Consider the following 22,508-nt stretch of genomic DNA (forward strand, 5'->3'; position numbering starts at 1 on the left):
TCCACGTATCCATATGGGCCATTTATCCACATAGGCAACCCGCTTAGGTGCTGACGCCGGGGCCCGCTGTGATGCTTGACGTATGGAGGGCATAGCGGTGGACGAAGCGGCGGATGCGAACGCCGTCCTTGGGGCTTCGGGTAGCGTTGCGGGCCCGAACGTCGCGCCGGAAGTGCCTGTTCTGCGCCATGCGGAAGGCGCAGGGTCGTCGCCCGCGCTGGGACCCTGTGATGTAGATCTGTTGCGTCGGGACTATGACGACTGCCTGAATTCGTTGGCGGAGATCCGTGGTGCGGAGGCACGGTTGGCGGCCCGGAGGGTGCGGGAGGTGGCCCGGTGTGCGGAACTGGCGCGGTCTTTGGCGGCGCCGGGGATGTCGCTGCAGGAGCGGAGCGTGCAGGAGATGTCGCTGGTTGCGGAGTTGGCGGGGGTGTTGACCGTGGGTGAACCGGCGGCCGCGGGGCTGCTGGTGGAGGCCCGGGAGCTGACCACGGCCCTGCCGTTGACGATGGCGGCGTTGGAGGCCGGGGCGGTGTCGTGGCAGCATGCCCGGATCATGGTGGACGAGGCCAGCAGCCTCGGGCCCGAGGGTGCGCAGGCGTTGGAAGCGCACTTTTTGGGCCCGGATGCGGTGGGCCCGGCGCGGGGTTGTCCGGTCGGGGAACTGGTTCCCGGCCGGTTCCGGGCCAGGGCGCGGCTGTGGCGGGAGCGGCACCATCCGGTGAGTATCGAAAAGCGTTATGCCAAATGTGTGGCGGACCGGCGGGTGGTGTTTGCCCCGGACCGGGACGGGATGGCGTGGCTCTCGGCCTATCTGCCGGCCGATACCGCGTCGGGGATCTGGGAGCGGACCACCGCCGCCGCGCGGGCTATGCAGGGCCCGGGCGAGGACCGCACCCTCACCCAGCTCCGCGCCGACAACGCAGCAACCTGGCTCCTGGGCGGGACCTGCACCTCCGACGTCGAGAACATCACCGGAGAAAACCCAAACCAGACAGCTCCGCTCAACGGGGCCGCGGACGGCCTGTCCGCTATGCGGGCCGGCATTGGCGCTGATGGGTTGGCTGGCGGATCCGCCGGCCCGGGCAGTGGCCCCGGCCCGGGCGCCGGCGCCGGTGGGGGTGCTGGTGTGCCGTCGCCGCGGGCGCAGGTGCTGATCACGGTCCCGGTGATGGCTTTGCTGGGAGTGACGGAGGAACCGGCGATGCTGGACGGGTACGGGCCGATCCCGCCGTCCATGGCCCGGCGACTGATCGCCGACGGCGCAGACTCCTTCCACCGGGTCCTGATCGACCCCCGTGACGGGGCACCGTTGGAGATCGGCCGGTCCAGCTACCGGGTCACCAAAGCCCAACGCCAATGGCTCAGGCTCCGCGACGGGCGATGCCCCTTCCCCGGCTGTACTAACCAGTCCCTGGATAACGAAGCTGACCATATCCTCGCGTGGGCCGACGGCGGGACCACCGGGGTCTCAAACCTTGGCCAGCCCTGCCGCCGCCACCACAGGCTCCGCCACACCACCGCCTGGACACCCACCGAACCCACCCAAGACACACCACCCGGCTGGATCTCACCCTCCGGACGCCAGTACCAAAGCGAACCACCCGACTGGGAACCACCCACCTGGCCCGCCGACTTGGGCGAGCCGACCCGTTCTGGCGGCCCCGTTGTGTCTGGCCGCCATGCCGAGCCGGGCGGGTCAGCCGAGCCCGTCGGGTCAGCCGGGCCGGGCGGGACAGTCGGGCTAGGCAGCTTGGGCGAGACCGTCGGGTCAGCCGGGCCAGGCGGGTCAGTCGGGCTAGGCAGCTTGGGCGAGCCCGCCGGGTCAGCCGGGCCGGGCGGAGGGCGTCAGCCCGGTGCTGTGGACGCACGCCCAAGTCCGGATCCATAAGGGGACTTCACGAACCAGTCTGGATGGAGACCGGAAGACAAAGGTGGATGTTGGATAACAAAACAGGGGCGCCGCAACCCCCAATATTGCGGCACCCCTGCGGGCCCTTCATGAAACATTTGCCGGAGGAAACATCCAGCGGCTCGCCGGTGTCCGGCTGTAGATGGCCAGCCAGTCTGCCGGTCCAAGCTTGTGTTGAGACCGGGGGACCGGAAGCCGGAATTGCCGAGAAACCGGGGTCGTTCCGGCTCAGAGGACGGGCCCGGAGAACGCTGAGATCAGGATCGCTGGGAAGCCAGCTCGCCGTCCCTTTCAAGGCTCTCCGGGTCGCCGTCAGGGACCGTCCCTTCCGGGGCACCTGTATTCTCGGCATTGCCCAGCTTGTCCCTGCGCAGGCCCTGCAAGCGCTCGGCCTCCAGCCGGTCCGCCTCTTCGCCGCCCACGGCCTCACCACGGGCCACCATGCCGGCGGTGTCCGAGAGAGGTATCTGCTTCAGTGTGATAGCCAGCAGCAGGGCCACGGCAATGAAGGGGATGAGGTACCAGAACACGGGTGCCAGCGACTCAGCGTAGGCATTGACGATGGCGTCCCGGAGCTGTTCCGGAAGCTGACTTAGAGCCTGAGGGTCCAGTGAACGGGTGGACTGGGATGCCTGAGCCGCGGATGCCCCGGCGCCGGTGAACGCGTTCGTGAGGGATTCGGCGAGCCTGTTGGTGAAGATGGCACCAAAGACTGCCACGCCCATCGCGGCGCCAACTTCGCGGAAGTAGTTGTTGGTGCTGGTGGCTGTGCCGATCTGGTCCGCGGGGACGGAATTCTGGACCACCAGGACGATGACCTGCATGATCAGGCCAAGACCGGCGCCGAAGACGAACAGCTGCAGACAAATGACCCAGATCGGGGTGGCCGCAGTCAGGGTGGTCATCCACAGCATTGCGGCCATCGTGAAGGCTGCGCCCAGGATGGGGAACATCTTGTACTTCCCGGTTTTGGAGATCCTGATGCCGGAGTAGATGGACGTTCCCATCAGGCCCACCATCATGGGCAGCATCAGAAGGCCGGATTCCGCGGCGGAGGTACCGGACGACATCTGCAGGAACGTGGGGACAAACGCGATGGCCGAGAACATGCCCAGGCCCAGGGTGAAGCCGATGGCCGTGGCGTTGATGAAGATTCGGTTGCGGAACAGGCTCAGCGGAATAATGGGGTCCTCGGCACGCCGTTCCACCATCACGAAGGCTGCGGCGCACAGCACGAGTCCTGCACCGAAGGCCCACGTGAGGGGGGAGTCCCAGCCTTCGTCCTTCTTGCCGCCGAAGTCGGTGAAGAAGATCAGGCAGGTGGTGGCGGCCGACAGGAGGAGAACGCCCAGGACATCGATTCGCTTCTCGGCCTTTTTGTTCGGCAGGGTCAGGGTGAACCAGGCAACGGCAAACGCCGCGAGGCCGATGGGGATGTTGATGTAGAAGGCCCATTCCCAGGTCAGGTGGTCCACAAAGAAACCGCCAAGCAGCGGGCCGGCAACGGCAGAGAGCCCGAAGATCGCTCCCAGCGGGCCCATGTACTTGCCGCGGTCCTTGGCCGGCACGATGTCAGCGATGATGGCTTGTGACAGGATCATCAACCCGCCGCCGCCCAGGCCCTGGATGGCCCGGAAGATGACAAAGCCCCAGAAATCGGTAGCCAGGGCGCAGCCCACTGAGGCGAGCGTAAACAGGGCGATGGCGACGAGGAAGAGGTTGCGCCGGCCCAGGACGTCACCGAACTTGCCGTAGATGGGCATCACGATGGTCGTGGCCAGCAGGTACGCGGTGGTGATCCAGGCCTGGTGTTCCACACCGCCGAGCTTGCCCACGATGGTGGGCATGGCCGTGGAGACGATGGTCTGGTCGAGGCTGGAGAGCAGCATCCCGGCGATCAGCGCCGAGAAGATGATCCAGATGCGTTTCTGGGTCAGAAGCAGCTGTGCGGCTGCCGGTTGGGGACCGGTGGTGGTGGTCATGGTGTTCCTTTGGGGGTGTCTGGCAGATTTTGCGCAAGGAGTGTTTTGAGGGCGTGGGCATCCTCGAGGAGGATGTCGCGGAAGTCGCGGGTGTTCGACGGCGAGAAATACGTTTCGTGCGCGTGGTTGGCGATTGCGCCGATCATGGTGACAGCCATGACCACCACTGGGTGGTCGGGCGCGACACCCTCGCGCTGGGCCACGATCTGGCGTGAAGCGGCCGCCCGCTCAACGCTGACTCCGGCGATCTTCGCCACCAGCTGGGGTTCTTTTTTGATGGCTGCAATGAGCTGGCGGACGTCGGTTGCTGACTCGGAATCGACCTTGGCAGCCCAGATGTCCAGGGTGAGCTGGATGAGGTCCGGCAGCAGGGAAGCAGAGATGGTGCCCGGCTCTCCGCCGCCCGCCATGAACGCGGCTATCAGCTCATCGGGGTGCTCATCGTCGTGGTGGCCGAGGATGGCGTCTTCCTTGGCTGGGAAGTAGTTGAAGAACGTGCGCCGGGAGATACCCACCGCCTCGCAGACTTCCTCCACTGTGAAGCCGTTGAGTCCTCGCGCGGCCGTCAGGGCGCGGGCGGCTGCGGTCAGTGCCTGGCGGGTCTGCCGGCGTTTGCGCTCCCGAAGCCCACCGTCGGTTTCTGCACTATTAGTCACGGAGTAAAGTTTTGCACTCAAGTATTAGGAGTGCAAAATTCTGGAGTGTGTCCTTAACCACCGGCGGCCAGTCACCTTCGGATGAAGGTGACTGGCCGCCGTCGTAATGCGTTTTAGGCGCCCGGAAAGGCTAAGCCTTGTGCGCCGGAGCCGTCATGGTGGTGACGTCCAGCGCCTTGTCCAGGTCCGCTTCCGTGACCTTGCCTTCGCCTTCGCCGACGAAACCGAGCTTCTCCGTAGCCTGGCGGACGGTGAGGCCCTCGGCGACGGCCGTTTTGGCGATCTTGGCGGCGTTCTCGTAGCCGATGTACTTGTTCAGCGGTGTGACGATGGACGGGGATGCCTCGGCCAGGAAGAGGGCACGCTCAACGTTGGCGGTGATGCCGTCGATCATCTTGTCCGCCATGACGCGGCTGGTGTTGGCCAGCAGGCGGACGGACTCGAGGAGGTTGGATGCCATGACCGGGATGCCCACGTTCAGCTCGAAGGCCCCGTTGGTGCCGGACCAGGCGATGGCGGTGTCGTTGCCGATGACCTGGGCGCAAACCATGATGGACGCCTCGCAGATGACGGGGTTGACCTTGCCGGGCATGATCGAGGAGCCGGGCTGCAGGTCCGGGATGGCGATTTCGCCGAGGCCGGTGTTGGGGCCGGAACCCATCCAGCGGAGGTCGTTGTTGATCTTCATGAAGGAGATCGCGATGTTCCGCAGCTGGCTGGAGGCTTCGATGAGGCCGTCGCGGTTGGCCTGGGCCTCGAAGTGGTCGCGGGCTTCGGTCAGCGGCAGGCCGGTGTCCGTGGCGAGGAGTTCGATGACGCGCTCCGGGAAGCCTGCGGGGGTGTTGATGCCGGTGCCGACGGCCGTACCGCCAAGGGGTACCTCAGCCACGCGGGGGAGGGAGGCGTTGATGCGCTCGATGCCGTAGCGGACCTGCGCTGCGTAGCCGCCGAATTCCTGGCCGAGGGTCACGGGGGTGGCGTCCATCAGGTGGGTGCGGCCGGACTTGACCACGTCCTTGAACTCAACGGCCTTGCGCTCCAGGGACTCGGCCAGGTAGCCGAGGGCCGGGATGAGGTCGTTGATCAGCGCCGAGGTGGCAGCTACGTGAACCGAGGTGGGGAAGACGTCGTTGGAGGACTGCGAGGCGTTGACGTGGTCGTTCGGGTGGACCACCTTGTCGCTGCCCGCTGCCTTCAGCGCACGCGTCGCCAGTTCTGCCAGGACCTCGTTGGTGTTCATGTTCGACGACGTGCCGGAGCCGGTCTGGAAAACGTCGATCGGGAAGTCGCCGTCGTACTTGCCCGCGGCTACCTCATCGGCAGCCTCGGCAATTGCCTTGGCCAGCTCGCCGTCGAGCACCCCAAGTTCAGCGTTGGCCTGCGCCGCAGCCTTCTTGACCCGGGCCAGCGCCTCGATGTGAGTGCGTTCCAGGGTCTTGCCGGAGATGGGGAAGTTCTCAACTGCACGCTGCGTCTGTGCACGGTACAGGGCGTTCACGGGGACGCGGACTTCGCCCATCGTGTCGTGTTCAATGCGGAATTCTTCAGTGGAAGTCATGGGGCTAGCTTAGGACGAGGTGCGCCCCGGGCTGAAACCGGGAACCGCATGCTACGCACCCTGTCCCGCTGCGGGCTTAGACCTCGCCGATGCCCGAAACCAACTTGGCCCGGCCGTGCTTCAGGCTGTATTTGAGGCCGATCACGGCGGCGCGGCCCTCGTCGACTGCGTCGGCGATCACACGGGAGCTGTCCACCAGCCGTTGCGAGGTCTGCTTGGTGTGCTCCACCACCATCTCATTGATCTCGTGCTGGTCGTTCCGCAGGGAGGTCAGCACCGACGGAGTGATCCGCTCCACGAGGTCCCGCATGAAGCCGACCGGCATCTCGCCGGTTTCCACCGCGGATTTCGTTGCGGTCACGGCACCGCAGCTGTCGTGCCCCAGCACCACGATCAGCGGTACCCCCAACACACTGATGCTGTACTCCAAGGAGCCCAGGACGGCGTCGTCAATTACCTGCCCCGCCGTTCGCACCACGAAAGCGTCCCCGAGGCCAAGGTCGAAAATAATTTCGGCCGCCAGCCGTGAATCGGAGCAGCCGAAAATGACGGCGAACGGGTGCTGGTTCTCCACCAGCGACGACCGGCGCGACGCGTCCTGGTTCGGATGCGAAGATTCGCCGTTGACAAAACGTTCGTTGCCTTCGCGCAGCCGGCGCCAGGCGAGGGCAGGAGTTAGGTATGTAGCCACCGGCCTATTTTACGGTGCAGGGCTGGCCGACGGTGAAACCGTTACGGCGGGATTGCTGTCCATGGATTTCACGACGGCGTCGGCCAGGACGGCGAATTCGTCCAGTTGCGCCGTCCCGGTGAGCACAACGGTGGTTCCGCGGTACTCCAGGATCATACTCTTTTCACCTTTGCCGGCGTCCCGGAGTTCCCAGGGGTGGCCGCCGGCGTCGCGCGTCCCGGTGACGGGGGCACTTTTGGTCTGCTGCAGCAGCCAGGTGGGGTTGGACTGCCGGGTCTGGACCAGGCCGATGAAGGCGTCCTTGGGGGTGATGTAGCCCACCTCCCAGGTGGGCACTCCGCTGCCGCTCCCGGACTCCCAGCGTGCGTAGTTTGGCTTGAAGGCGTTGGCCGTATCCGGGGCGGCCGGTGTGAATCCCGCCACATCGGCAGCATTCGCGGCTACGGCGCTGACGTTGATGTCCGGGCGGAACCCGTCGCTTTTGGGAAGCGGATTCATCAGAACGATGGGCAGGAACGCCCCGATGCTGACCACCAGCGCAACGATCATCCCGATCACTGAGGCGTTGGCCCGTTTGGCCGCCGCGGCCGGGATGACGGGCTTTACGGCGGGCCCGTCGCCGTCAGGCGTGTCCTGTCCGGTGCGTCCGGGGTCCGAGGGATCTGTCCCGGGGCTTGTCTTTTCCTGCATTTCGCTCACCCCTCTATAGTCGCCCATCCACGTGCCCATCTCACATTCGGCGAACCGCAACCTGCCGGTAGCCCATGTTGCGCGGAGGCGTCATGCCAGCGCCCGGGGGTGGCGCCACGACTATGATCAGTAGCAGAGGAATCACCGCTCGGCTGAATCCGGCTGAGCGGGTCCAATGATCGCCACTCGAAGAAGAGGTTCACGTGCCAGCAACGCCTATGACCCAGCAGTACTCCACGCTCTCCCCCTCACTTGCTGTGGGTATCGACGAGCCGGACCGCAACCTTGCCCTTGAGCTCGTCCGCGTCACCGAAGCCGCCGCCATCGCGGGTGGCCACTGGGTTGGTTTCGGGGACAAGAACAAGGCTGACGGCGCCGCCGTCGACGCCATGCGCTCTTTCCTCCAGACCGTCCACTTCAATGGCGTTGTGGTCATCGGTGAAGGTGAAAAAGATGAAGCCCCCATGCTTTTCAACGGCGAACACGTTGGTGACGGCACCGGTCCCGAGTGCGACGTTGCTGTGGACCCGATCGATGGCACCCGGCTCACCGCCCTGGGCATCAACAACGCGCTCGCCGTCCTCGCGGTGGCTGAGCGCGGCTCCATGTTCGATCCGTCCGCCGTGTTCTACATGGAGAAGCTTGTCACCGGCCCCGAGGCCGCCGACATGGTCGACCTGCGCCTCCCGGTGAAGCAGAACCTGCATTTAATCGCCAAGGCGAAGGGCGTCAAGGTCAACCAGCTCAACGTCATGATCCTGGACCGTGACCGCCACCGTCCGCTGGTTGAGGAAATCCGCGAGGCCGGCGCCCGCACCAAGTTCATCATGGACGGCGACGTCGCCGGTGCCATCGCCGCAGCCCGCTCCGGCACCGGTGTTGACGCACTCATGGGAATCGGCGGCACCCCGGAAGGCATCGTTGCCGCCTGCGCCATCAAGTCCCTCGGCGGCGTGATCCAGGGCCGGCTGTGGCCCACCAGCGATGACGAGAAGCAGAAGGCCATCGACGCCGGCCACGACCTGGACCGCGTGCTGTCCACCAACGACCTCGTATCCAGCGACAACTGCTACTTCGCGGCCACTGGCATCACCGACGGCGACCTCCTCAGGGGCGTCCGCTACTCCAAGGACAAGGTCCTGACGCAGTCCATCGTGATGCGCTCCAAGTCGGGCACCATCCGCTTTGTTGAAGGCGAGCACCAGGCCAGCAAATGGGAAGGCTACGCCCGCAAGAACTAACTCAACGCCACGGCGAGCGACATGCCACCGCGAGGGAAGCGCCACACTGCAGCAGCGGTGGGGCGCTTCCCTGCTTTAAGCCTCGTTCCCGGGCCGGTTGCTCCCAGAGCCGGGACCTTTCGTTGGAAGGCGTTGGTATAAGGTGGAATTCATGAGTCTTGCCGTTGTGACCTGTTCTGACCGCGCCGTCTGGGATGATTACGTTGACCGGTTTCAGGGACATCCGCAGCAACTTTGGGGCTGGGGTGAGACCAAGGCCATGCATGGCTGGTCCGTGGACCGTGTCCTGGTCACGGACGGTGATGAAATCCGCGGCTGCGCGCAGTTGCTGGTACGGAAGCTGCCGTTGCCTTTCCGGGCGCTGGTCTATGTGCCGCGCGGACCCATGTGCTCCGCCGAAAACACCACCGCCGTCCTCGAAGCGCTGGCCGGATACGCTGCGGCCCGCCACCGCGGCGTTGCGCTGAGCATCGAGCCCGACTGGGACGCCGATTCACCCTTTGCCGCTGCGGTGGCCGCAGCAGGCTTCAAACCAAGCTCCAACACGGTCCTGATCCCGCGCACCCTCATTCTGGACCTGACCAGGACTGATGATGAGCTCATGGCGGACATGTCCAAGTCCACGCGCGCCAATATCCGCAAGGCGATGCGCAGCGATGTGGAGTTCCGGAAAGTGCAGACCGCCGGAGAGCTTGAGCAGGTGCTGGGCATCTACCACGAAACGGCGGCCCGCGCAGGGTTCGGGATCCATGAGGATCAGTACTACCGGGACATCTTCGCCAATATGGGGGAGGGGTCGCCCATCATCGGAGCTTTCGACGGCGACCGGTTGCTGGCTTTCGTGTGGCTGTCCCGCAGCGGGGCAACGGCGTTTGAGCTCTACGGCGGGGTCTCGGCCGAGGGGCAGAAACAGCGGGTGAACTACGGCGTTAAGTGGGCTGCGCTGCGCGCCATGCGTGAGGACGGCTGCGGCCGCTACGACTTCAACGGTTTGCTCAACGACGGCATCTCCGACTTCAAGAAGCAGTTTGCCAAGCACGAGAACATGCTGATCGGAACCTGGGAGAAGCCGCTTTCACCGCTCTACCCCGTGTACGCGCGGGCCATGCCGGCCGCCCGCAAGGGGCTCCAGGCTGCCCGGAAGGCCCTGCCGGCTGCCCGCCGTGGCCTCCAGGGCGCACTTCCGGCGGCGCGCAAGGCCGTGCCCGCCGCCCGCCAGGTCCTGGGCCGGCTTACCCGGCGCTAAGAGCCCGAGCCCGAATTACCCGGCCCTGAGGCCATGGCCAGAAGCCCGCTTCGGGGCCTGGCTCGCCGGGCCCCCTCGCTAGGAGCCTGAGCCAGCGGCAGGAACTCCGGTGGTGACGGCGAAGGCAACGGCTGTTCCCGTTGCACCCGTGACAGCATGGACGTTGACCGGAGCTTCGGAGGCGGCCAGGAACGCACTGCCGCCGCGGGCCAGCTGCAGGTCACCCTTGGGCGAGTCGAGGTACACGGCGCCTTCCACCACAAGCACAACGACGGCGCCTGACTGGGCGAGCGGGACCGGTGCCGCGCCCGGGGCCAGCTCGATCCGCTGAAGCTGGAACTCCCGGAACGGGGGGCGGTACAGTTCCTGGCCCAGTCCGGAAATTTCCCGGTTCAGCATCGGGACCTGCACGGACGTGAAGTCGACGGTGCGCAGGAGTTCGGGCACGTCAATGAATTTGGGGGTCAGCCCGCCCCGAAGGACGTTATCGGAGGACGCCATGACTTCCACTCCGAGGCCGGAGAGGTATGCATGGATCTTGCCCTCGGGCAGGTAGACAGCTTCACCCGGGGCGAGCGAGATGCGGTTGAGCAGCAGCGAGATCAGCACGCCGGGGTCACCCGGGTACTGCTCATGGAGGTCGACGACCGTGCTCAATTCCTTCTGGTACGGCGCCAGCGAGGCGCCTTCGGCGCTCAGGGCAGCAGCCACCGTCGCCGTGGCCGGCGGGACGTCGTCGCCGCCCTGGATCAGGCGTTCGAACGCGGCCCGCAGGCCTGCACCCTCATCCGGGTTTTCCAGGAACTGCAGCAGTTCGGTGACCAGGGGCGGCACTTCGGTCTGGCCGAAACAGGTGCCAATGTGGGCCAGGATCTTCCTGGTGGCGGCAGGATCCCGGAAGCCGCAGAGCGATTCAAAGGGCGTCAGCGCGAAGATCATCTCCGGCTTGTGGTTGTCATCACGGTAATTCCGGTTGGCCGCGTCCTGGGCGATTCCCGCCGCATTTTCCCGTGCAAAGCCTTCCTTGGCCTGCTCGATGCTCGGGTGGACCTGGAGCGACAAAGGCTGGGCCGCTGCCAGGACCTTGGCGAGGAACGGCAGCCGCGGCCCGAATTCGGCCACCGATTCGCTGCCGAGGAAGTGTTCAGGATCCGAGGCAATCAACGCATCCAGCGGTGTTTCCGAGCCGTCAGCACGGCGGGCCACTGACGGTGCGCCGGGGTGTGCACCGATCCACAATTCAGCTTCCGGACCGCCGGAGACGGGGCGTCCCAAAAGCTCGGCGATGGCTGTTCTGGATCCCCAGGCATAGTCTCGGAGGGCGTTTTCAAGTTCGTACACGGCCGGGTCCATTCCTTAGTATTCAGCTCTTCAGAGGGTGTCTTGTGAGGCAGGGCGGGGCGGCGGCCCTACAACGGCGCGCACTGGCCATTGGTGGCCACGAGTTCGCGGATGGCTTCTTCGTTACCGGCGCGCTTGAGCTGGTTCAGCAGCTCCGCGGTGATCGGTTCGCCGTCGGGCGTTGTGGTCACCGGAGTGAAGTCCGACGACGGCGGTGGGGTTTGCTGCGAATGCCCGCCGGCTCCCTGACCGGCAACAGGCTGCAGCGGTGCGGATGCCTGCAGGGTTCCGGCTGCCGGGGGCGCCTGCACCATGCCGTCGACGGGCGCGGCAGCCTGGGGTCCCGAGGCTGCTGCTAGGAGCTGGTCCACCTTGTTGTGGATGACGTCGAAGTCAGGCACCGTGGAAAACGATGGGTCGAAGTCGGGCGGACCGATGGTGAGCCGCCGGATGTCCTGCCCCTTGGCCTTCATGGCTAGATCCACAAAGCTGCCGAGCTGGGACGAAGAGATGTTGGATTCCACCACTTTGGTGCCTGCGTTGGCGATGTCCTCGAATTTGGACAGCAGGGTGGCCGGGTCCAGCTGCTTCAGCATGGCCTGCTGGACGCACTGCTGCCGCTGGATCCGGGAGTAGTCGTCGACGTATTCGCGGGACCGCCCGTACCACAGTGCATGCTCGCCATCGAGTGTTTGTTCACCGGCGGGAATCCAGCCTAGCGGCATGCCATGGGTGCGGGTCGCTTCGTCGAAGAAGCCGCTCATCGGGACCCAGCCTCCGGCCTTGATCTTGATGCCGCCCATGGCGTCAATGAGTTTGGCGAAGCCCGCCATATCCACCAGGACATAGGCCTGGACCTTAAGGCCCAGCGTCCCGGAGACTGCTTCGAGGGTGGCCTGTGCACCGGGATCCGCCACGCCGGGGTAGAGATCGGTGTGCTCATTAGTCACTTCGGTATTGATGGCGTTGATCAGGCATTCGTCGCCGCAGTTGTAGCCGTCGGGGTAGATCTTGCGCATGGGGGACCCCTCGCTGAACTGGGCGTTCTGGAGGTTGCGCGGCACGGAGATGATGGCGGTCTTGCCGGACTTGGCGTCCACGCTGAGGACGGACAGGCTGTCCGGTCGCCGGCCCGTGCGGTCATCGCCGGCGTCACCGCCCATCATCAGGAAGTTGTAGCGGCCGTCCACGGGATCGATCGCTGGTCCGCCCGAAAAGATGTTGCCGATGGCGTTGCGGCCCACGTTGAGCAGGTAAGCGGCGTAACCCAATGTGCCGCTGCTGAGGACCAGGGCCATGACAAGCGAAATCACGACGGCGGGACGCGCCCCGGGTGCAAGGAGGACCGGTTTGATGATCCGCAGGGTGTTGACAAAGAGCAACGCCCACCCGACGGCGAGTGCCACCAGGAGAACGATGATCAGCAGCGAAGCGAAGGGGTTGGTGATGACATTGATCAGGAGGGTGCGGTCGAGGACCAGCAGCAACACTGCCGCCACCAGCGCCACCCAGACGCCCAGGGTGACCCGCAGGGCGATCCGGCCGAGTTTACGGTCGCCAGCCACAATCTGTGCGCTTCCGGGCACCAGGAGGGTCATCAGCAGCAGGACAAAGGCCCGCTTGGTCCGGACCGGGGACGAGGCGCCGGACGGATACCGTACGGGGTCGGTCATGACCGTGCCGGGGGCAGGGTGCTGCCGCGAATCGCTTCTGGACATGTTCGGCGTACCTAGCGGCTGCCCCGGAGGACGCCATTGCCGTCGGAGAAAACTTCGCTGACTTTCTGCCTGAGGTTGGCTCCCTTGCGGGTGGCGGCATCATTGAGCTCCTGGGCGAAGTCCACGAGGTCGGCCCGCAGCGTTGAGGCCAACGCATCCGTGCCGGAGGCGAGGATGCGGACGGCCAGCAGCCCCGCGTTGCGGGCGCCGGCTATGGACACGGTGGCTACCGGTACGCCGGCCGGCATCTGCACGATGGACAGCAGGGAATCCATTCCGTCCAGGGTTTTCAACGGGACCGGGACGCCAATGACAGGCAGGGGAGTCACGCTTGCCAGCATGCCCGGGAGGTGGGCCGCCCCGCCGGCACCCGCGATGATGACGCGCAGGCCACGTTCGTGGGCGGTCTGCCCGTAGCGGATCATTTCTGTGGGCATCCGGTGGGCGGACACCACGTCGGCCTCAAATGGAATGCCGAACTCAGCCAGGGCATCGGCAGCGGCTTCCATCACCGGCCAGTCCGAATCCGAACCCATCACAAGCCCGACCAGGGGGCCGGTGCCGGCCTCTGCGGTCCCGGAACCGGGGGTGGTTTCGATGCTCATGCGCTCTCCTCGGAAGTCCGTGCTGAATTGTCGGCCGGGACCCGGCCGTCCCGGATGATGGCTGCCACCCGGGTGGCGCGCCGCCGCACCGAGTCCACATCATCAGTGGAGTCTCCAACCAGGTTGACGTGGCCGATCTTGCGGCCCGGGCGCACCGACTTGCCGTAGCAGTGGACCTTGGCGGCCGGCTCGCTTGCAAGGGCGGCAGGGTAGGCAGAGAACAGATCCTGGTTGTCGCCGCCGAGGAAATTCTTCATCACAACAACCGGGCCCAGGACGTCGGTGGCGCCCAGCGGAAGATCCAGGACTGCCCGCAAATGCTGTTCAAACTGGCTGGTGACCGAACCGTCCTGGGTCCAGTGGCCCGTGTTGTGCGGCCGCATGGCGAGCTCGTTGATGAGGAAGCCGGCGCCGGTTCCGGGTGTTTCGAAGAGCTCGGCGGCCATGACGCCGGTGACGCCGAGCTCGCTGGCGATCCGCAGGGCCGCGTCTTCGGCTGCGGCCGCAACCTCCAGGGGAATGCCCAGGGCGGGCGCAATGACTTCGTCGCAGACGCCGTCCACCTGGATGGTGTGCACCACCGGCCACGCCCGCGCTTCGCCGCCCGGGGTCCGTGCAACCAAGGCGGAGAGTTCGCGGCTGAATTCAACTTTTGCTTCGGCGAGGAGCGGGCTCATGGCCTCGAACCACGGAGCGGCCGCAGCTGCGTCGTCGGGCGAGTCGATAATCCGCACGCCCTTCCCGTCGTACCCGCCGCGGGGCATTTTGAGGACAACCGGCCAGCCGATCCTGTTGCCGAATTCCACCAGTGCGGCGGCGTCGGCCACCTCGGCCCAGGCCGGGTTGGGCAAGCCCAGCCTGTCGATGGCTGCCCGCATCACCAGTTTGTCCTGGGCGTTGACCAGCGCATCGGGGCCGGGCTGGACGTTGACGCCGGCGGCAAGAAGTTCGCGCAGGTGGTCGTTGGGGACATGTTCGTGATCGAACGTCATGACGTCCAGGCCGTCCGCGAAGTCGAGGAGCGTCTGGAGGTCCTTGTAGTCGCCCACCGGTGACGTGGCGACAGCTGAGACGGCTGAGACGTCGTCAGCTTCGGCGAGTACACGCAGTTCGAAACCAAGGGCGGTGGCGGCGGGGGCCATCATGCGCGCGAGTTGGCCGCCGCCAACCACGCCGATTACTGGAAAAGTCACATAGGCCAGCCTACAGAAAAGGTCGCCGGATCCCGGCTTTCGGGCGCCACGAGGCCCATAAACGGGGTAATCGGGCTGCCGGCAACCCTGACGACAGGCTGGTTCCCAGCTTTGGGGGCTAAAATGGACCTCCGGCCGTGTGGCCCACAGATCGGACGGCCATGGAGGGTCATGATTAACTCACTCGCAGATCGTATCCGGGGACTCGCCTCGCTGTTTTGGCGCGAGGTAGCCAAGTTCGGAGCCGTTGGCGGTGTGGCGTTCGTCATTGACAACGGCATGACGTACTACCTGATGCACGGCCCCATGACGGACAGTGAAGCCAAGGCCCGCTTCGTCGGTGCGAGCATCGCAACTGTCTTTTCCTGGATCGCGAACCGGCTGTGGACCTTCCGGCATCGTCGGCAGGCAAACGTGCTGCGCGAATTCCTGATGTTCATCCTCATCAACGGCATCGGGATCGGCATCTCAACGGGGTTCACGGCCCTGGCGAAATATTCGTTCAACGTGACCGACAAGAACCTGCTGTTCTCCGCGGGTGTTGTGGGCATCCTGGTAGCCACGGTGGTCCGATTCTTCGCCTACCGGTTCCTTGTCTTCAACCAGGAACTGGACCAGGAGCCGGAGTTCTCCCACGACCACGAGATCGTGGAAGCGCACCACCGGGACAAAGCCGTGGCAGCCACCGTCCATGGCGGGCGAGCCACACCGGCCGGCGCCCCAGGCTCGGAAGTTCCTGACCAGGACGCCTCCGGCAGTGCGCGGCAGCCGAATTAAGCAGGCCCCTGCAGCTGCACCAGCATTTCCTGCGGAACTAGGTCCGCGGCGGGTGCAGTGCCCCGGCCTGCGTCGGGACCACTAGCTTCCCTGGACGCGTTCGGCAGCCAAAAGCTGCTCGGTCAGCTGCACATCGGGGTGAACCAGTACCACTGAGCCCCCGTTGTGCCAGGCACCGAGGGAGTTGGACAGCGCTGCCTCCAAACCGTCCGAGGCCGTGACCAGAAGCCTCACCCCCTCATCATGCGGAGCGGAAAAACCGGTCAGCAGGTCCTGATGGAGGTGACGCGTCCCCTCATGGTCAGCGATGGCGTATCCGGACGCGGACGGATCGGAGTGGGCCATAAAAACGTCGCCATGGGAACGCACCTCCGCTGCGTAGTCGATGACTCCGGCAGGGAGCTCTCCCGGCCACCGCATGGCCAGCGCGGGCAGCGCGACCGCGATGACGGCGTCGTACTTTCCTGCTCCGCTTTCCGGGTTGTCGGTGACCAGCAAATCAGCCTCGCCCCTGTCAAGGACTGTCTCCATGCCGAGCTGCCAGGCGGCCAGGGCCCAAATCAGTGATTTCCAGTGGACGGGGAGGTCGAGGCCCAGCCGCATCCCCGGCTCGGCGTCCAGCTCGTCCTGGAGGAGGTTGCCGGTTTTGGCGACCCAGTTGTCCAGGACCCGGCCGGAGAGTTCCACCCGCTCCGAGTCCGGCCCGTACCAGGTGAGCCGGGGCGAGGTGGCATGGCCGGAACGCAGGGTGGTCATCAGTTTGATCGCCGGGATGCTCATGGGACCATCTTGCCACGGGTGCCCCAGGCGCCCCGGATGCGCCCCTCGCGGCGGGAGGCCTCTCCCAGGTGCTGAATTCCTGGCCCGCATCCTGGAAAATCAATGTGATCTTAGTCACGTTGAGTTTGTCAGGTGATTTGCCTTATTGCGTCAGCGCCTGTAGTTTTGGCCGTTATTCTTGGCGCGCACGGCCGTTTGGCGTCGCAGTGGACGTGGCCGTCGTCCGGCACGTCGAACCTGGAAAAAATTCCCGGGCGTGGCGTGACGGCGTTTCGTCGGGAAAGTTGATTATTATCCGAGCGACGGCTTGACTCCCCGCTAGTTACACACGTGTAATTAGATATCGAAAGCGACTGCATAAATACCCGCACTCAACCGAGTGTCCATGGGAACCATGCAGTGGCTGCAAACATTCAGGAGGGTCGCCGTGGGGCAAGCAGAGCGTATCCATGAAGATGCCGTCGCCGGCCAGGCAACGGCAAAATACCGCGCCCGGGGAGTACCGAGCGACTGGTATGTGGATCCCGCCGATCCTGACGCCGCGGACCGCTACAACCGAAACACCAAAGACTCCCTCCAGGACCAGGCAACGGCATTCCTGGCGGCGCACGAGGCGCTCCTGGACCGCGGGCATCCCGAGGACGGGGACGAACTCGACCCGCCCATGGAACTGCTGACGTCCGGCCCCCAGACAACCCAGCCGGTCTGGATCGGACTGCCTTTCCAGCAGGACTTTGACGACGAAGGCGAACTCGGCTGGCAGACTGATGCCTTGTGCGCCCAGACCGACCCGGAAGCCTTCTTCCCGGAAAAGGGCGGATCCACGCGGGACGCCAAGAAGGTCTGCGGCGCCTGCAACGTGCGGTCACAGTGCCTGGAATACGCGTTGGCCAATGATGAACGGTTCGGCATTTGGGGCGGCCTTTCCGAGCGTGAACGCCGGCGGCTAAGGAAGCGAGCAAGCTAATTCTTCAGGAAGTACATGTCACTGCCGTTGTGGTCTCCCACAACGGCAGTGCCTATCTCCCCAGAACGCTGGCCGCCCTCGCGGACCAGACACGTCCCGCCGATTCCGTCATCGGAGTGGATACCGGCTCCCGCGACGATTCCGCGGTCCTCCTGGAACGGTCCCTAGGCATAGAGAATGTCATCAGGTTTCCGCACGGCAGGAGCGGGATGGGCGGTGCCGTGCGCGCCGGGCTCGCCGCGCACTCACCGTGGGACGGGCAGTCCGAACGCGCCGCTGCAGAGTGGATCTGGCTGCTCCACGACGATGCGGCCCCTGCTCCGGAGGCCCTGGCGGAACTCCTGGGGGCAGTGGAACGCGCACCTTCTGTCACGGTCGCCGGGTGCAAGCAACTCGACTGGCACAGCGAACGCCGCCTGATCGACGTTGGACTGTCCACCAGCAGGTGGGCGGAGCGGCTCACCCTGATCGACGCCGACGAACTCGATCAGGGCCAGTACAACGGCCGCTCGGACACGTTCGCGGTCAATTCAGCCGGCATGTTGGTGCGGCGTGACATCTGGGAACACCTGGGAGGCTTTGACCCCGCACTGCCGGGAACCGGCGATGACGTGGACTTCTGTTGGCGCAACCGCTTGGCCGGCCATCGTGTGGTTGTGGTGCCCACGGCGCGGATGCTGCATGTGGCCCACCGGCCCCACGCGCAAGGCAACCCCTCGGCGGCCCGGAAGGCGCAGGTCCACCTCCGGCTCAAGCATGCCCCACTCTGGAAAGTGCCCTTCCACGCCCTGGGCGCGCTGCTCGGCAGCATTTTCAAGCTCGTGCTCAGTGTGGCCGTTAAGGACCCGGGGCATGGACTTTCCCAGCTCGTCGCCACCTTCGCGGCCCTGGCACGGCCCGCTGCCCTGGCCAAATCGCGCACCACGGCGGCCAGTACCCGCCGGATCCGGCGTTCGGTCATCAGGAAACTGCAGACCCCGCGCCGCGAAGTCTGGAACCACCGCCGCTCCCTGATCGAGGCCCTGGGCGCAGACAAGTCCACTGCCGACGGCCTGGTTCACGATCCCCTCGCTGACCAGCCGACAGGCGACTCGTCAGACGACTTCGCCGCGTTGACCACCACCGAACGCGGCTGGGTGGGGGCTGGCGCGCTTGCGGCCGTGATCATCGCCTCCGCCGCCTCCCTGACGGCTCTCAGCGGCCTGTTCCGTGCCGAGGCGGTTTCCGGTGGCGGCCTGATACCGGTATCGGCATCCCTGGGCGAAATCTGGCATCACGCCTCAAGCTGGTGGATCAGCCTGGGCGCAGGCCTTCCCGGAAAGGGTGACCCTTTCGACTATGTGCTGTGGGTTCTTGGCGTCCTTGGCGGCGGGGATGCCAATGCGGCCATGGCCTGGCTGCTGCTGCTCGCGGCTCCGCTGTCGGGGCTGACGGCGTGGTTTGCCGCGGGCGGAGTAACCACCCGGCGCCGCTTCCGATTTATTGCGGCACTGTTCTGGGCTGCAGCACCCGCACTGCAGGTGGCCCTCAACCAGGGCCGGGTGGGGGCTCTGGTGGCCCACATCATGATCCCCCTGCTGGCTTTGGGGCTCCTCCGCGCCACCGGGTCCGCTGTGGGCCACGGGCGGTTCGCCCTGCCGTCCCCGGGCGATCGCCGGTTCACCGAAAAGCCGCCTTCCCGGCCGGGGATCAACGGCATGCCGTCGTGGACCGCCTCCGCCGCTGCAGGCCTGGCCCTGGCCGTGGTTGCCGCCTCCGCACCCTCTCTGCTGATCCCCGCCGTGGTGCTGGTTGTGCTGTGTGGGCTACTGCTTGGCAGGCGCGGCCGCACGGTGTGGTGGGCATTGCTGCCCAGCGCTGCACTCTTCCTTCCCTTTGGACTCTCCGTCATGGACCGGCCCCGGGCGCTCCTGGCTGATCCGGGTGTTCCGCTCGGATTTGAACCGGCACCGCTGTGGCAGCAGCTGCTGGGCCAGCCGCTGGCCTTTGCACCCGGCGGCGGCCTCTACGGCCTTGCGTGGTTCAACGGGGACATCATCCCGTGGGCGCTCCTTTTGGCGCTGCTCGTGGCCGTCCCGGTCCTGGTACTCGGTGCTGCCGCACTGTTTCTCCCTGGCAAACGCAACCGCCCTGCCCGCGCCCTGTGGGTGGCGGCCCTGATCGTCCTGGCGGGTGGCTGGCTCGCCGGCCACGTTGCGACAGGGGCAAACGCAGACACCCTGGTCGCCCCGTTCACCGGGCCGGCTGTTTCGGGCGCCGGCTTCGCACTCCTTGCAGCCGCCCTCATCGGTGCCGAGCGCCTGCTGGACGCCGCCGACCGCTCCGCGTCGGTGAACGCGAGGCGCAGCGTTGCCCTTCGTTCCGCCACAGCCGTCGCCATCGTCATCTTCCTCGCCGGCCCTTTGGCCGGCATGGCGGCATGGTCGGCCCAGAACATTCTTCGGACAGCTGCCACAGCGCAGGCCGTCGACGGTCCGGGCGGACCTGCGCTTGGTACGCCGCGGCTTATTGAGGCGGGAAATGCACGAACGCTTCCCGCTACGGCGATTGACCGGGGTACGGGGCCGGAGCAGACGCGCACCTTGCTGATCAGCACCCATGAGAACGGCACTTTCGACGCGTCGCTGATGCGCGGCGCGGGCACCACCCTGGACAGCCTTTCGGCCATCGCCGCGGCCCGGAACATCATGGGCCCTCCCGGCCACGAGACACTCCGGGAAGATGACGATGTCACGGCTTCGCTCCGCAGCGTTGTAGCCACCCTGGTGGCCGGTCAGGGCGTCGATCCCCGGCCGGAGCTGGAGCGCCTGGGCGCCGGATTCGTGGTGCTGCGCTCCGCGGACACGGCAGCCCAGCTGACGGCCAGCCGGATGGACGCGGTCCCGGGCCTGGTTGCCGTAGGCCAGACGGACGTGGGCTGGCTTTGGCGGATTACCCCACTCAACCAGCCTGCCCTGCAGCCTGCTGACGTTGCCCACCGGGTGCGGATTGTGGACCCGGCCGGAGCCACGGTGGCGCTGGTACCCTCCAGATACGACGACGTCGACACCGCCGTTTCCGGGGGTGTGGAAGGCCGGCTCGTGGTCCTCGCTGAACGGGCGGATCCGGGATGGAGCGCCTGGTTCGACGGCCGGAAACTCACCGCCACAACCTCAGGTTCCGCCCAGGCCTTCACCTTGCCGGCGACGGCCGGACAGTTGACCATCCGGTATGACGCCCCGTGGGCCCTATGGTCGGGAATCGCGCAGGTCACCGTCTTCGTCCTCACCGTGATACTCGCCCTGCCCATGCCCGCCCGGCGGCCCAACACGGGCCTGTCACGGGACGAGGGATCTTTGCGTAAGGAACACCAGAATGCAGCATGATGCGCCAGGCTCCGCACCCGCGGGCGGAAAGGCTGCGGGAACCGCGGCACAGGTACAGGACAACATCGACGGCGCTCGGCCCGTGGCTCCGGCCGTTGCCAACGCCGGTGCCCCCGCGCCAGCCAAACCACCTGCACCGGCCAAGCCCCCCGCACCGGCCGGGCCCGCCGCCCGGAGGACACCGTCCAGGGAGTTGCTCACCGGTTTGCTTTCCGCAGTGGCCATCGTCGCCGCAACCGGCGGCATCGTTGCCGGCGCATCGTACGCGCCACAGGCCACAGGAAGCCGCGACATCCCTGCCGTGCTCGCCTCCGTCCCCGCCGGCTCAAGCGTCGGGGTCTGTCCCGGACCGGCACGGCTGCTCGAAGGCACTGTTGCCGGCACCGATCCCCAGTTCAGCCCCGAGTCTGCAACCGCCAAAAGCGTGGTCACCGGCGCCGTGCTGAGCGCGCCCGGTGGTGTCCTGCCGGCCAGCCAGCTTGCCGCGCTTAACGGGACTCCCGCCGTCGAGATCGCCAAGGGCGGCGGCCAGCCGGCCCAGGAGGCCGGTCCCCAGGAACTGAAAGCCGGGGTACTGAACGGTCACAGCGTGAACGGCGCCACCGTGCTGGGTGCGGAGGCCATGGCAGGCCAGAAAGCGTCAGCGGCCGGTGCGCTGAAATATTCGGCCACGGACGGCGACCTGCAGGGCTCAGCTGCAGCCAATTGCACGCCGCCGGCCAACGACCTGTGGCTCGCCGGGGCCAGTACCACGGTAGGCCGCACGTCCGTCCTGATCCTCAGCAACGCTTCGAGTACGCCGGCCACCGTGAGCCTGGAGCTGTTTGGCAGCAAAGGGCAGATCCAGGCGCCCGGCAGCAGGGGCCTTCTTGTCGCTCCAGGCACCACCCGGTCGATCGTCCTCGCCGGGCTGGCCCCCAGTGAGGCGCAGCTGAGCGTTCATGTCCGCAGCGCCGGCGGTCCCGTGGCGGCAACCATTCAACAAAGCGTCCTTCGGGGACTCACGCCCGGCGGCGTGGACTTCATCGTGCCCGGGGCCGCTCCGGCAGCCCGCCAGGTCATGACCGGCCTGGACATCCAGGACGCCGCCGGGATTTCGGCCATTACCGGCAAAAGCGGTTTTGGCGACGCCGGACCCTCCCTTGGCATCACCGTCCCAGGCCCGGCAGATGCGGTAGTAGAGGTCAAGCTTTTTGGCCGCGACGGTCAGAAGGCCCTGCCCGGCGGGGGTGTGGTCACTGCGAAGGCGGGGTCCGTCACGGAGATCTCACTGGCAGGTGTCCCGGCCGGCCACTACACCGTGTCCGCCAGTTCGGATGTGTCGTTCGTGGCGTCGGCACGGGTTACTCGCGGCGTCAACGGTGACAAGGCATCCGATGTTGCCTGGGCAGCCTCCGGCGTCCGGCTGGGCAGCCAGCATGTTGTTCCTGTACCGCAGGGCGGTGACCGCAGCCTGGTCTTCGGCGTGCTGGAGAACAGGGCCACGATCTCCTATGCACCCATCACCGCGGACGGCAAGATCCGGCCGGCCGCGACCGCCGACGTCGCCGGCGGAACCACAACCTCCATCAAGCTCCCGGAATCGGTCGGCGACTCACCGGTGGTGGCCTACGTGGTCTCCGCTTCGGGTGACGCGGCCTACGGCGCCCTGCTGCTCGAACAGGAAGGCCGGGAGGACGTTTCGACCCTGGCCTTGATGCCGGCCGCGTCGGGACAGGAAAAAGTGGCCGTCGCCCTCGGCTATTAAGGCTGGTGCGGTACCCGCAAAGCAGGCGGTAACGAACCA

17 protein-coding genes are annotated in these 22,508 nt (G+C 66.2%); 7 read left to right on the forward strand and 10 right to left on the reverse strand.

Annotated features, from left to right (window positions below):
• The first annotated feature begins 82 nt into the window (after window positions 1–82).
• A complete protein-coding gene (locus NQJ30_RS00875; protein WP_255767842.1) occupies window positions 83–1,891 on the forward strand; it encodes an HNH endonuclease signature motif containing protein in 1,809 nt (602 codons plus the stop codon).
• A gap of 278 nt (window positions 1,892–2,169) precedes the next feature.
• On the opposite strand, the gene NQJ30_RS00880 is transcribed toward NQJ30_RS00875, so the two are convergent.
• The 5 genes from NQJ30_RS00880 to NQJ30_RS00900 form a co-directional block, all read right to left on the reverse strand.
• Complete coding sequence (locus NQJ30_RS00880; RefSeq protein ID WP_255767843.1) at window positions 2,170–3,894, reverse strand: MDR family MFS transporter; 1,725 nt, start codon at window positions 3,892–3,894, stop codon at window positions 2,170–2,172.
• Entirely contained in the window at window positions 3,891–4,550 is a 660-nt protein-coding gene (locus NQJ30_RS00885; protein WP_255767844.1) for a TetR family transcriptional regulator, read from the reverse strand. Before NQJ30_RS00885 ends, NQJ30_RS00880 begins: the two co-directional genes overlap by 4 nt.
• A 130-nt stretch (window positions 4,551–4,680) precedes the next feature.
• The gene (locus NQJ30_RS00890) at window positions 4,681–6,108 is read right to left on the reverse strand and encodes a class II fumarate hydratase (protein ID WP_255767845.1); all 1,428 of its coding nucleotides are present in this window, start codon (window positions 6,106–6,108) and stop codon (window positions 4,681–4,683) included.
• 76 nt (window positions 6,109–6,184) lie between these two features.
• Complete coding sequence (locus NQJ30_RS00895) at window positions 6,185–6,799, reverse strand: carbonic anhydrase (protein WP_255767846.1); 615 nt, start codon at window positions 6,797–6,799, stop codon at window positions 6,185–6,187.
• Window positions 6,800–6,808: 9 nt separating this feature from the next.
• Window positions 6,809–7,489: a DUF4245 domain-containing protein gene (locus NQJ30_RS00900; RefSeq protein ID WP_255767929.1), complete on the reverse strand. Its 681-nt coding sequence runs from the start codon at window positions 7,487–7,489 to the stop codon at window positions 6,809–6,811.
• Window positions 7,490–7,707: 218 nt separating this feature from the next.
• On the opposite strand from NQJ30_RS00900, the gene glpX reads away from it, so the two are divergent.
• Window positions 7,708–8,730, forward strand: a complete 1,023-nt coding sequence (gene glpX / locus NQJ30_RS00905; protein ID WP_255767930.1) for a class II fructose-bisphosphatase — start codon at window positions 7,708–7,710, stop codon at window positions 8,728–8,730.
• Window positions 8,731–8,881: 151 nt separating this feature from the next.
• Complete coding sequence (locus tag NQJ30_RS00910; protein ID WP_255767847.1) at window positions 8,882–9,976, forward strand: lipid II:glycine glycyltransferase FemX; 1,095 nt, start codon at window positions 8,882–8,884, stop codon at window positions 9,974–9,976.
• Between the two features lie 78 nt (window positions 9,977–10,054).
• Here the strand turns inward: NQJ30_RS00910 and manA are convergent, their stop codons facing one another.
• The 4 genes from manA to NQJ30_RS00930 form a co-directional block, all read right to left on the reverse strand.
• A complete protein-coding gene (gene manA, locus NQJ30_RS00915) occupies window positions 10,055–11,317 on the reverse strand; it encodes a mannose-6-phosphate isomerase, class I (protein ID WP_255767848.1) in 1,263 nt (420 codons plus the stop codon).
• 68 nt (window positions 11,318–11,385) lie between these two features.
• On the reverse strand, window positions 11,386–13,035 hold the full coding sequence (locus NQJ30_RS00920; protein WP_255767849.1) for an LCP family protein: 1,650 nt from the start codon (window positions 13,033–13,035) through the stop codon (window positions 11,386–11,388).
• An 11-nt stretch (window positions 13,036–13,046) separates the two neighbouring features.
• Entirely contained in the window at window positions 13,047–13,640 is a 594-nt protein-coding gene (gene purE, locus NQJ30_RS00925) for a 5-(carboxyamino)imidazole ribonucleotide mutase (RefSeq protein WP_255767850.1), read from the reverse strand.
• Window positions 13,637–14,833 (reverse strand): 5-(carboxyamino)imidazole ribonucleotide synthase, encoded by a 1,197-nt coding sequence (locus NQJ30_RS00930; protein ID WP_255767851.1) that lies wholly within the window; start codon window positions 14,831–14,833, stop codon window positions 13,637–13,639. The genes purE and NQJ30_RS00930 overlap by 4 nt, the downstream gene beginning before the upstream one ends.
• A gap of 171 nt (window positions 14,834–15,004) precedes the next feature.
• Between NQJ30_RS00930 and NQJ30_RS00935 the strand changes: the two genes are divergently transcribed.
• Window positions 15,005–15,610, forward strand: coding sequence for a GtrA family protein (locus NQJ30_RS00935; protein ID WP_255767852.1), 606 nt, complete (start codon window positions 15,005–15,007; stop codon window positions 15,608–15,610).
• A gap of 81 nt (window positions 15,611–15,691) precedes the next feature.
• Here NQJ30_RS00935 and NQJ30_RS00940 read toward each other — a convergent pair whose 3' ends face one another.
• Window positions 15,692–16,390 (reverse strand): TIGR03089 family protein, encoded by a 699-nt coding sequence (locus tag NQJ30_RS00940; RefSeq protein WP_255767853.1) that lies wholly within the window; start codon window positions 16,388–16,390, stop codon window positions 15,692–15,694.
• Between the two features lie 427 nt (window positions 16,391–16,817).
• Here NQJ30_RS00940 and NQJ30_RS00945 point away from each other — a divergent pair, with 427 nt between their 5' ends.
• The 3 genes from NQJ30_RS00945 to NQJ30_RS00955 are packed head-to-tail and all read left to right on the forward strand — an operon-like array spanning window position 16,818 to window position 22,469.
• Window positions 16,818–17,357 (forward strand): WhiB family transcriptional regulator, encoded by a 540-nt coding sequence (locus NQJ30_RS00945; RefSeq protein ID WP_255767854.1) that lies wholly within the window; start codon window positions 16,818–16,820, stop codon window positions 17,355–17,357.
• A 29-nt stretch (window positions 17,358–17,386) separates the two neighbouring features.
• Window positions 17,387–20,722, forward strand: a complete 3,336-nt coding sequence (locus NQJ30_RS00950; protein ID WP_374113200.1) for a glycosyltransferase — start codon at window positions 17,387–17,389, stop codon at window positions 20,720–20,722.
• Window positions 20,712–22,469, forward strand: coding sequence for a DUF5719 family protein (locus NQJ30_RS00955; protein WP_255767855.1), 1,758 nt, complete (start codon window positions 20,712–20,714; stop codon window positions 22,467–22,469). Before NQJ30_RS00950 ends, NQJ30_RS00955 begins: the two co-directional genes overlap by 11 nt.
• Window positions 22,470–22,508: the final 39 nt, after the last annotated feature.

Origin of the sequence: Pseudarthrobacter sulfonivorans, from assembly GCF_024391045.1 — a bacterium.
Lineage (GTDB): Bacteria > Actinomycetota > Actinomycetes > Actinomycetales > Micrococcaceae > Arthrobacter > Arthrobacter sulfonivorans_B.